Here is a 12,114-nt window from a genome sequence, read left to right on the forward strand (position 1 = left end):
CAAATGATTGTGCTTTTCTCTAAAATTAAATAATTCAATTATTGTTTAATCAGTTTTTTAGTGACTGCTGAGCCGTCTTCCATCATAATTTTAATAATGTAATATCCGCTCTGCATTTTCGGCGAGGTTACTTTTCCGTATTCTACTTTTCCTTTGTTAATAAGTTTACCGCTGAAATCGTAGATCTCATAATCTTTCGCATTTGCACTGTTGATGTAAAATTCATCTTTAAAAGGATTGGGATACACCTGTAAATCTCTGTTCTGAGGTTTTGGGCTGTTATAATCACCTGTAGAAAGGGTGCCGCCGCTACTTTTAACAACCGGAACTCCCAGAAGTCTGTTTTCGTCCTTTGCACATCTCACACTCATTCCGGCTTGCGGATAAACCCCGGTCCCGGTCTGCACTTTATTTTGCTGAAACTGCATTGCCAAAGCAAAGCCGGTATTCATATCTGCTAAAGAAGCCGTCCAAACTCCTGATCTGTCCAAGGTTACTTTGTTAGCTCCCAACTCGCCTCTGATGCCGTCTTTAGGAAAATTGCCAATAAAGAATGAAGGAGATTCAAATTTCCAGCCGTTTCCGTCTACTGTGGCGCCGTAGAAAATACCTGCATCATGCCACTGATCCTGAATAACTCCTGGTTTTCCGTAAGCATCTGCATGCGAGCTGTTATACCATGGCGAATTTCCTTTGGATCCTGTATAAAGGTTGGCAAGGGAAACATCGGGAACTCTCCATCCTTCAGGACAGGGATCGAAAGGAGATTTCTTATCGCCATGTCCCCAGCGGTTTTCCGCTTCTCCTCGCTGATCAGAAACCCAGTCGCGTAATTTGGTGAGATCGTTGGCATAGTGGTTTCCGCCATCATACAACGCGCCCATGGCTGAATGATACATAAAGCGCATCGGATTCTGCACCGAGTATTTAATATTTTCTCTTACTTTTTTATGCCTAACAGGATTGGTGGACGCATAAACTTCGTACTTATCAGTGTAATCCGTATCATAGTTCAATCCGGTAATGGTTTTCTGGGAAGTACCGCTGTCAACATATACCGTTTGGTTATTTGGAGAGGTAAAGGAAGGAATCGGATCTTTTCTGCCCCACTGGTAATGCAACCCGTTCGCTAATCCTGAATTCAAATCACTGTTTTCTGCACCTAAATTTCTATCCATAAACACCGTTTTTAACGGTGGTGTTTTGCTCGATGTAGGATTGATAAAATTATGGCTGACTGAAACCGGATCTTCGGTAATATATGTTACCGCATTTACTGTCGGATCGTCTTTGGTTGCCCATACATGCCAACTCCAAAGTGCGGGACCATCTTTACTCCCATTATGGAGAGACACTACAGCATTTCCTGTTTCTGCAGGATCCAGCTGAAGATTAATTACTGAACTTTTTACATCGGCAGAATTTATATTAAGATTGATGCCTGTAATCAGCTTGGCATTAGTACTCCATAATACTTTGGCCACTAAGTTATCCGATGCAGGCATTTCATGATCTGAAAGCAACTGATTATGCACGGCAAAAGCCTTGCTTACCGGGATCTGCAAATCGCTTTTGTTGACAACGATATAAGAATTAGGATTGTTTAATCCTATCTGATAATCTTCTTTCTGACTGATGAAATATTCTGTGGCAAAATTTCCTATTTTACCCATATTAGGATCTTTCATGCATTTCACTGCATTACCCGCTTTTGTGGGATTGGTCTGGTTATTATAAATTGCATGAAGCCCGACAGATGTATTTGTTCTGAAAGGATCAGAAATCATGGAGAATATTCTTGGGTCACCGCTTCCGTAAGTTGCACTCCATAATCCGCCGTTGGATCCGTTATCCTGAAAGGTTACGCCCACCGGCGCGTTGGGTGCAACTGAATTTGGATAATAAACATACCCGCCCGAAACAGTTAACATTCCCAGATTTCTTGAGCCACCCTCTACATTAGTAAAATCCATCCCTAATCCCGGATATACTTTTATACCCTGCAAATTAGGATTTACGGCATCAGGAAAAAGCTGGCGGTTAGCCACTACAGCGTCATCATTTTTATAATCTCTCTTTCCGAACATTGACAGATTATTATCCATGGCTTCTCTTGAGTAGTAGGAAGGTACACGCCAACCGTTTGGACATGGATCCATTTCAGATTTCAATTCATATGATCTGCTTTCAGCTTTTACAGCGGCATTACTGCTGTTTGCGTGGCTGTATCCGCCTTTTGCATTATCTGACCATAAATCCCAGGTTACCGTACTATAGGCATCGCCGGGAACTTTATACTTTTTGTTTGAAAACCAGTTTCCCGCAGCATCAGTATTAATAATGTAATTAATAGGATTATTTACAGCGTACTGTATGTTTTTTTCAATTTCATCGAAAGGCCTTACCTGCACCGGAATGGTATTTACCGGATCAATCTGCTTGTGTTTTAAAACCCCTACTTCTCCGGAAATTTCGTAAAACTGAGAATCTTTATAAACCAAAGGGGGGAACGGATCCTTTCTGCCCCATTCATACATCAGTCCACCGGATTTCTGCCATCCGCTTCCGAGAAAACTGTTGGAAACAGCACCTAAGTTCCGGTCCATGTACTCTACATTAACTGGCGTTCCATCAATATCAGTTTCATATCCCTGGGTATAAATTACTCCGTTAGCCGGATTATCGGTTACCCAGACATGCCAGCTCCAGTAGATTTTGCCATTCACTTTGAATGCAATGACAGCGTTTCCTTTGCCCCTTCCTTTATTCACCTCAACTTTTAATTTAGAGGCAGAAGGATCAGCGGATGGTAATACGCTTACATTTTCTATAAGTCCCGGGACATCTTCCCAATACAGAGAAGCTGTTTGAATACCGGCAGGAATCGGCGTAGAAATACCGTTAGTTTTCAGATACTCATAATTGGCCCATATTTCATAGGCCTTTTTTACGGGGATTTCTATTCCGCCATAATTATGGGACTTTGCAAGTTCCAAATCATAAATATAGCTGTTAGGAGCTTTGGAAAAATTCTGAGTCTGAGAATTTGCCAAACCGGCTAAACAACAAAACAGTATAAAATTAATTTTTATCATTGGTTAAATAATTTACAGGTGAGTGCAAATTTTTTAACATCGTTTGTGTAAATTTTTTTTTAAAACATTTTGGTTCAGTCATTTGTGCGTGGCAAATATATAATAATTTTAACATAAAATACTTAAATTGTTAATATTCGAATAAAATTATTCAAAGATTAAAAATGATGAAATCACGTAAAAACACCATCTAATTAGTTAAAAATGAATGATAAAAGGCCATCCGGAAGGTACATCCAAAAAATTAATTAATAAAAATTATTAATATGAAGACCTCAATACAGCGAAAACAGTACATTTTAACATAATCTGCATTATATTCAAAGAAAATTATCCGGTTTACTGAATTTTCATTTAAAACAAAAAAAACTTGCCATTTAGAAAATGACAAGTTTCGTATAAATTATAAAATTTAACTTTATTTCTTAGCTGCAGGTTTTTTTGCCGCTGTTTTCTTTACAGGTGCTTTTTTTGCGGGAGCTTTCTTCGCGGGAGCCTTTTTTACTTTTTCCTTAAATGCATTTTTGTCCTGCGCGGTGATCCATTTTTTCACCTCATCCAGCGAAACTTCAGCTAACTCTTCTGCGGTGAATTTTTCATCGTTTTTAGTTTTCGGGATTTTGAACATCGCTTTCCCGAATTTAACGAAAGGTCCCCAACGCCCATTTTCAATGGAAATCTTTTCTTTTTCCCATTGCTGGATATAACGGTTAGCCTCTTTCTCCAATTTTGCATCAATCAAATCGTTGATGTCGCTTTGGGACAGATTTTCAAAATCATAACGCTTCGGAACATTGATGAAAAGGGACTGATACTTAATAAAAGGACCAAATCTTCCCGTGCCTTTGGTCACCGGTTCTCCTTTGTAAGTTGCAATAGGAGCATCGGCAGCTTTCTTTTCGTTGATGATTTCCTCCGCTCTTTCCTGAGTTACTGAAAGCGGATCTTCTCCACGAGGAATACTGATGAACGCCTCTCCCCATTTCACATAAGGACCGAATCTGCCGACACCAACTGTTACCGTTTTTCCGTCGAAATCATTCAGATCAAACGGCACTTTGAAAAGCTCCAAAGCATCTTCCAGGGTAATGGTTGCAATATTCTGCGAAGGCATCAAGCTTGCAAAAATCGGTTTCTCTTCATCATCCTGTTCCCCAATCTGAACCATAGGACCGAATCTTCCGATTCTCGTGATGACATTTTTGCCGGATTTTGGATCTACTCCAAGTATCCTTTCTCCATTCGCACGATCCGCATTTTCTTCTACATCCTGAATCTTAGGATGGAAATCTTTATAGAAACCCTGCAGAACTTCTTTCCATTTTTCAGATCCGCTGGCAATATCATCAAAATCCTGCTCTACTTTTGCCGTAAATCCGTAATCAAGAATTTCTGCAAAATTCTGGGTAAGGAAATCATTAACCACTTCCCCAATATCGGTAGGAACAAATTTGTTTTTATCACCTCCGAATTTATCTGTCAGAATTTCCTTTTTGAGTTCGTTTTTACCCAAAGTCATTTTAAGAATTTCTCTTTCCTGAGGAAGAATTTCTCTTTTGTCAACATATTCGCGGTTCTGAATCGTCTGAATCGTCGGCGCATAAGTAGACGGCCTTCCGATACCAAGTTCCTCCAGTTTTTTTACCAAACCGGCTTCTGTATATCTTGCAGATGGTTTTGTAAACTTTTCGGTGGCTTCTATTTTTTTATAATCTAAAGCTTCTCCAACAGCAACTTTAGGTAATAATTTTTCGTTGTTTTCTTCCTCGTCGTCTTCCGTTTTTGTGATGCCGTAAACTTTTAAGAAACCGTCAAAAACAATCACTTCACCCTGAGCTTCAAAATGCTGGGAAAGTTTTGGATTGCCAATTTCAATTACCGTTTTTTCTATTTTGGCGTTGGTCATCTGACTTGCCAAAGTTCTTTTGTAGATTAACTGGTATAATTTATTAAGCTGTTCGTCCCCAATTTTTTTCACTGAGAAATCAGTCGGGCGGATTGCTTCGTGAGCTTCCTGCGCCGATGAAGATTTGGTGGTATAATTTCTTGGGTTGGAATACTGTTCGCCAAATTCAGAAACAATCTGAGATTTCGCTCCGTTAATCGCTTCCTGCGAAAGATTCACGGAATCAGTTCTCATATAAGTGATAAACCCTTCCTCGTAAAGCCTTTGGGCAACGCGCATCGTGGCTGTAACGCCGTATCCAAGACGGTTACTTGCTTCCTGCTGCAATGTTGATGTTGTAAACGGCGCAGATGCAGAGCGGGTTCCGGGCTTGGTTTCTACATTGAGAACCTTAAATTCTGCATTTTGAGACTGCTTCAGAAAATCTTCAGCCTCACTTTCTTTCACAAAATCCTTTTTCAGTTTTGCTGAAATCTCCTGCTTATTATTATTGAGAAAAATCCCTTCAACTTTAAATGCAGATTTTGGCTGAAAACCTCTAATCTCAAGTTCTCTTTCCACAACCAAACGCACCGCTACAGACTGAACACGTCCTGCGGAAAGACCGGTTTTCACTTTTTTCCAAAGCACCGGCGACATTTCGAAACCTACGATACGGTCCAGAATTCTTCTCGCCTGTTGTGCGTTCACCAGATTCTGATCGATTTTACGTGGATTTTCAACTGCTTTTAGGATCGCGTTTTTGGTAATTTCATGAAAAACAATACGTTTTGTATTGTCGTCATTCAGTTTCAGTTCCTGTGCAAGATGCCATGCAATAGCCTCTCCTTCGCGGTCCTCATCGGAAGCAAGCCAAACCATGTCGGCCTTTTTCACAGCAGCTTTCAGTTCGGTTACGAGTTTCTTTTTATCTGCAGAAACTTCATAATCCGGAGTGAAAGTGGCCAGATCAATCCCCATTCCTTTTTTGGGAAGATCACGGATGTGTCCGAAACTGGATTTCACTTCGAAATCCTTTCCCAAGTACTTCTGAATGGTTTTTGCTTTAGCCGGGGACTCTACGATTACTAGATTTTTTGACATCGAGAAAATTTTTGCAAAAGTAGAAGTTTTTTTTTAATGAAAATTTCAACTCTGATTTTTTAGTCCGCAAAGTTTAAAATGATTTCCGGTTTAAAAGTCAATGTGCAATAAATCAGAAGCATAAACCAGTACTTACATTCATAAAAACACGCATTTATTATTAGAAGTATGATTTAAATACCTATTTTTGAATAAAAACCATCCTGTCCATGTATGATTCCCTAAGCTCAATTGTGGAGCGTGACGCCTACAACAGTATATTATATGTGGTATTGGGTGGATTATTACTGCTTTCGGTCTTTCATCTTGTGATGTTTTTCCAGAACAGAGACCGGGCATATCTGCTTTACAGCTCTTATACTTTTTTCTCGTTTGCCGCTTATATGCCGGTAGCAGAAAGCGGTTTTATCAAGACCGTTTCAGACGATATCGGCTTTGATTATTTTACTAAAGTTTTCTTCACTATTGTTTTCAACTGTATTTATTTTTTCTTTTTCACCGAGTTTCTCAGTATTAAAAAAATCAATGCCAAATGGTACCGGATTATCGTTCTTCCGGTTTTTGTGATGATTCTCACAGCATTTGTTAGTCTTTTGCTTCATTATTTCTATGCTTATGACGGGCTTTTCAATTCCTTTAAAAATGTTTTCACATACTTAATAACCATCCAAACGGTGATTTCTTTTTACATTCTTTCAAAGGTTAAGAACAATCTGAAATATTATGTAGTTTTTGGCGGTCTCATTTTATTTGCATGCTCCATGATAGGAGACAAAACGGTGAGGCAGCTTCCGTGGATCAACCTGAGCAGAAAAATGGGCGACTTCATATTTTTCTTCGGACTTTTTATCGAAAACATCGCTTTTTCTTTTGCATTAGGTCATAAACAGCGAATTAATTACCACGAGAAAGTTGCGTTTCAACAAAATTTCATTTCCCAGTTACAGAAAAATGAGATGCTCAAAGACGAAATGAACCGCGAGAACGAGAAAAGACTCATTATCGAAAATGAAAAAATAAAATATCTGCAGGAAATTTCAGATCTGAAACTTTCTGTACTCCAGAGCCAGATGAATCCGCATTTTATTTTCAATGCTTTAAATTCAATTAAATATTATATCCTCGAAAATGACACCCAAAATGCGGTGGATTATCTGACCAAATTTTCAAAGATTATCAGAACCATTCTTTCAGCATCTACAGAAAAGGAGTTTACACTTTCGCAGGAACTTCAAACGATACAGCTTTATGTCGATATCGAAAACCTGCGCTTTCATAATCACATTGATTTCTCTATTGACATCGCGCCCGAAATCGATATGAACAGAGTAAACCTGCCGCCGATGGTTCTGCAGCCTTTCATCGAAAACGCTATCCTTCACGGCGTTGCTACAGTGGAAGACAAAAAGATTTCGATCGGTGTGTCGGTTAAAGACCATGCAGTTGAAATCTCTATTTCCGATAACGGAATCGGAAGAATGGAGGCCGGAAAAAGAAAATCGGTCATCAAAAACAAAACCAAATCTCTGGGTACAGAAATAGCAGCGGAAATGCTCAAAAATTATTTTAATGACAAAAAGTATCAACTTCAGTATATTGATTTACACGAAAACGATATCCCATCAGGAACCAAAGTGCTGATCGCCATCCCCAAGCCCCGATATTTACGAAATAAATACGCTAAAATTTAACTAAAATTTGCTATATTCGCAAACTTAATTAATGAGGATAATTCCTTTTGAACTGACTGAAAATGAAGAAGTTTAACGAATATAAAAATCTCGACTTAACCGCTGTTGCAGAGCAGGTTTCAGATTTCTGGAACGGGCATCAGACTTTTAAAAAATCAGTGGAAATCCGTGCAGGAAAACCCGAATATGTTTTTTATGAAGGTCCGCCGTCCGCCAACGGAATGCCCGGAATTCACCACGTTATGGCGCGGGCGCTGAAAGACATTTTCTGCCGTTACCAAACCCAGAACGGAAAACAGGTTTTCCGGAAAGCAGGTTGGGACACCCACGGTTTGCCAATAGAACTGGGAGTCGAAAAAGAACTTGGAATCACCAAAGAAGACATCGGAAAGAAAATTTCCGTTGAAGATTATAACCAGGCATGTAGAAATGCAGTGATGCGCTACACCGATGTTTGGAATGATTTAACTGAAAAAATCGGCTATTGGGTAGATCTTGATGATCCGTATATCACTTACGAACCGAAATACATGGAAACCGTTTGGTGGCTTCTGAAGCAGCTTTACGACAAAAAATTATTATACAAAGGATATACAATTCAACCATATTCTCCTGCTGCAGGAACCGGACTGAGCTCACATGAACTTAACCAGCCCGGAACTTACCGTGATGTTTCTGACACAACGGTGGTTGCGCAATTCAAGGTTAAGAAACTTTCAGAGGTTTTAACTGAAAAGCTGAATTTAAACAAATCCATTAGTTTAGAAAACGAAACTTGCGGCGGCGTTAATCATTGGGCAGAATTTGACAAGGAAAATGAGCAGAAAGCAGAAAATATAATTCCAATTTCGATACTTGCCTGGACGACCACTCCCTGGACTTTGCCTTCAAACACTGCTTTGGCCGTGGGCAGAGACATTGAATATGTTTTGGTGAAAACCTTTAACCAATATACTTTTGAGCCGATAAATATTATCCTTGCCAATGTTCTTTTGCAGAAAAATTTCGGCAAGAAATATTTTGAAGGAAATGCCGAGGATTTTGCTAAGTACAAAGCTGAGGACAAAACAATTCCATACCAGATTTTAGCAGAATTCACAGGAGCAGATTTGGCAGGAACCGAATACGAACAGTTAATTCCGTGGTTTTTACCTGCTGAAAATCCGGAAAATGCGTTTAAAGTAATCATCGGAGATTTCGTTACGACAGAAGACGGAACCGGAATCGTACACATTGCGCCGACTTTCGGTGCGGATGATGCGCGTGTTGCAAAAGAAAGCGGCATTTCGCCAATGTTGGTTAAAGACGAAAATGATAATCTTGTCCCTTTAGTTGACCTTCAGGGAAAATTCATTTCCGGAGGAAACACTCCCGAACTTTTTGCAGGGAAATATATTAAAAACGAATATTACGACGAAGGAACCGCTCCGGAAAAATCCTGGGATGTGGAACTTGCGATCCTTTTAAAAACAGAGAACAAAGCCTTTAAAGTCGAAAAATACGTTCACAGTTATCCGCACTGCTGGAGAACCGATAAACCTGTCCTTTATTATCCTTTGGATTCATGGTTTGTGAAAATGACTGCCGTAAAAAACCGTTTAGTAGAGCTGAATGAAACCATCAACTGGAAACCGAAATCTACAGGAGAAGGACGTTTTGCGAATTGGCTCGAAAATGTAAACGACTGGAATCTTTCCCGATCAAGATACTGGGGAATTCCGTTGCCGATATGGAGAACTGAGGATCTGAAAGAAGAAATAATCATTGGTTCGGTTGAAGAACTGATGACAGAAATTGAGAAATCAATTGCTGCCGGCTTAATGTCTGAAAACCCTTTCGCAGGATTTGAAAACGGCAATATGTCTAAAGAAAATTATGCGAAAATTGATCTGCATAAAAATATAGTAGACGGAATTATCCTCGTTTCGGATTCAGGAAAAGCGATGAAGCGCGAGTCTGACCTGATTGATGTTTGGTTTGATTCCGGTTCGATGCCTTATGCACAGCTTCATTATCCGTTCGAAAACAAAGAACTGATTGATGAAAGAAACGCATTCCCGGCTGATTTTATCGCGGAAGGAGTTGATCAAACCCGAGGTTGGTTTTATACGCTTCATGCAATCGGGACAGCAGTTTTCGACTCTGTAGCTTATAAAAATGTAATGTCGAACGGTTTGGTTCTGGACAAAAACGGCCAGAAAATGTCCAAACGTCTCGGAAATGCTGTTGATCCGTTCACCACACTGAAAAAATACGGCCCGGATGCGACGCGTTGGTATATGATTGCAAATGCAAATCCTTGGGAAAATTTAAAATTCGATTTGGAAGGAATTGATGAGGTAAGGAGAAAATTCTTCGGAACTTTGTACAACACCTATTCTTTCTTTGCGCTTTATGCGAATGTTGACGGATTTAATTATTCGGAAAAAGAAATTGAAAACCGTCCGGAAATCGACAGATGGATTCTTTCAGAATTAAATCTTCTCGTAAAAGATGTAACTGAATTCTATAACGATTACGAACCGACCAAAGTAGCAAGAGCGATCAATAATTTCGTGAATGACAACTTAAGCAACTGGTATGTAAGACTTTGCAGAAGACGCTTCTGGAAAGGTGAATATTCTCATGATAAAATTTCGGCTTATCAAACATTATATACCTGTCTGGAAACTATTGCGAAAATTTCTGCGCCAATTGCTCCGTTTTTTATGGATCAGCTGTATCAGGATCTGAACGGTATTACCGGAAAAAATTCAGCAGAATCAGTTCATTTGACAGATTTCCCTGTAGCAGATGAAAGTCTGATCGATCAGGATTTGGTGGAGAAAACCCATCTTGCACAGCAGATTACTTCGATGGTTTTCTCTTTGAGAAAGAAAGAAAATATCAGAGTCCGTCAGCCGCTTCAGAAAGTGATGATTCCTGTTTTGGATGCAAAAACTGAATCTCAAATCCTTGCTGTTTCAGAATTAATCAAACAGGAAGTCAATGTAAAAGAACTGGTATTGATCAACGCTGACGAAGCTTCGCATCTCATTGTAAAACAGATCAAACCGAATTTCAAAACCTTAGGTTCGCGACTCGGAAAAGATATGAAAACCGTTGGTGCTGAAATTTCAAATTTAAATGCTGAGCAGATTTCCAGTCTTGAAAAAGAAGGAAAAATGGAAATCCAGGAACATGAAATTACAACAGCCGACGTTGAGATTTTCACAAAAGATATTCCCGGATGGACGGTTGCGAACGAAGGAAGAATGACTGTGGCATTAGATTTGACGCTGACTGCCGAACTGAAAGCTGAAGGAATCGCAAGAGAGTTCATCAACAGAATTCAGAACCTGAGAAAAGACAAGGATTTTGATTTAACTGACAGAATTTCAATACAGTTGGAAGCAAATTCTCCTTTTGAAACAGAACTTATTAACAATAGCGCATATATTTCGGAAGAAGTATTGTCAGATAGAATAGAAATTGTAAATTCACTATCGATTTTTGACGAAATAGAAATCGAGGAAGCGAAATTTAAAGTAAATATAAATAAAACATGAGGATGTGATAATGTAATGATGCATTAATTGCCGCATTAGCACAGCTCCACAAAATACATTTAATTATGGCAGACGAAAGACAACGTTACAGTGACGCAGATCTGAAAGAGTTCAAAGAACTTATTCAGTCAAAAATAGAAAAAGCAGAAAGAGATTTAATGCTGATCAGAGAAAGTTTCATCAACGACCAGAATAACGGAACTGATGATACTTCGCCCACCTTCAAAGCATTCGAAGAAGGTGCGGAGACTCTGAGCAAAGAGCAGAACGCCATTTTAGCCGGAAGACAGGAGAAGTTTGTCCGCGACCTTAAAAACGCGCTAATCCGTATTGAAAACAAAACCTACGGCATCTGCAGAGTGACCGGGAAATTAATCGGAAAAGACCGTTTGAGAGCCGTTCCGCATGCAACGTTAAGTATTGAGGCAAAGAACCTGCAACGGTAATTTTCTGCAGTTCAATTTAAAATTTTACCATTTAGGTTTATAATGTGTTCAGTAAAAAATGACGCATTATAAACCTATTTGAATTTAAAAAAATTCAGTGGCTTTGGAAGCGGTATTGATCATTTTGGCAATCGGTGTTATCATCTTTTTTTTCAGAAATTCGCTGAAAAAACCTTTTCTTCGGACTGAAGAGAAATATTACACCATTGATGACCAATATAATGCTGACCGCCGAAACCGCGAAAAAGAAATTGACACGCTTTTAGGAAAAATGGGCAAAAACGGAGTGGATGATCTCTCCGAAAAAGACCGTAAACGCCTCGAAGAACTTTCAAAAAAATAAAA

6 protein-coding genes are annotated in these 12,114 nt (G+C 39.3%); 4 read left to right on the top strand and 2 right to left on the bottom strand.

All coding sequences use genetic code 11. The features are described 5' to 3' along the window. Window positions 1-38: 38 nt before the first annotated feature. Together KSK37_RS09695 and topA are read right to left on the bottom strand one after the other, a co-directional pair. Window positions 39-3,095, bottom strand: a complete 3,057-nt coding sequence (locus KSK37_RS09695) for a T9SS type A sorting domain-containing protein (RefSeq protein WP_217201123.1) — start codon at window positions 3,093-3,095, stop codon at window positions 39-41. Between the two features lie 418 nt (window positions 3,096-3,513). Beyond that, on the bottom strand, window positions 3,514-6,084 hold the full coding sequence (gene topA, locus KSK37_RS09700; protein ID WP_217201125.1) for a type I DNA topoisomerase: 2,571 nt from the start codon (window positions 6,082-6,084) through the stop codon (window positions 3,514-3,516). A 209-nt stretch (window positions 6,085-6,293) separates the two neighbouring features. Between topA and KSK37_RS09705 the strand changes: the two genes are divergently transcribed. The 4 genes from KSK37_RS09705 (at window position 6,294) to KSK37_RS09720 (ending at window position 12,112) form a co-directional block, all read left to right on the top strand. Then, the gene (locus tag KSK37_RS09705; protein ID WP_217201127.1) at window positions 6,294-7,775 is read left to right on the top strand and encodes a sensor histidine kinase; all 1,482 of its coding nucleotides are present in this window, start codon (window positions 6,294-6,296) and stop codon (window positions 7,773-7,775) included. A 62-nt stretch (window positions 7,776-7,837) separates the two neighbouring features. After that, the gene (gene ileS / locus KSK37_RS09710) at window positions 7,838-11,323 is read left to right on the top strand and encodes an isoleucine--tRNA ligase (RefSeq protein WP_217201130.1); all 3,486 of its coding nucleotides are present in this window, start codon (window positions 7,838-7,840) and stop codon (window positions 11,321-11,323) included. A 65-nt stretch (window positions 11,324-11,388) separates the two neighbouring features. Then, complete coding sequence (locus KSK37_RS09715; protein WP_088358911.1) at window positions 11,389-11,769, top strand: TraR/DksA family transcriptional regulator; 381 nt, start codon at window positions 11,389-11,391, stop codon at window positions 11,767-11,769. 97 nt (window positions 11,770-11,866) lie between these two features. After that, window positions 11,867-12,112 (top strand): DUF6576 domain-containing protein, encoded by a 246-nt coding sequence (locus tag KSK37_RS09720; protein ID WP_343216984.1) that lies wholly within the window; start codon window positions 11,867-11,869, stop codon window positions 12,110-12,112. Window positions 12,113-12,114 lie beyond the last annotated feature (2 nt).

The organism is Kaistella soli (assembly GCF_019038595.1).
Classification (GTDB): Bacteria; Bacteroidota; Bacteroidia; order Flavobacteriales; family Weeksellaceae; genus Kaistella; species Kaistella soli.

Bases quoted from the DNA above. Each gene is read 5' to 3' on its own strand.
- KSK37_RS09715 (WP_088358911.1), top strand. From the start codon at position 11,389: ATGGCAGACGAAAGACAACGTTACAGTGACGCAGATCTGAAAGAGTTC.
- topA (WP_217201125.1), bottom strand. From the start codon at position 6,084: ATGTCAAAAAATCTAGTAATCGTAGAGTCCCCGGCTAAAGCAAAAACC.
- ileS (WP_217201130.1), top strand. From the start codon at position 7,838: ATGAAGAAGTTTAACGAATATAAAAATCTCGACTTAACCGCTGTTGCA.
- KSK37_RS09695 (WP_217201123.1), bottom strand. From the start codon at position 3,095: ATGATAAAAATTAATTTTATACTGTTTTGTTGTTTAGCCGGTTTGGCA.
- KSK37_RS09705 (WP_217201127.1), top strand. From the start codon at position 6,294: ATGTATGATTCCCTAAGCTCAATTGTGGAGCGTGACGCCTACAACAGT.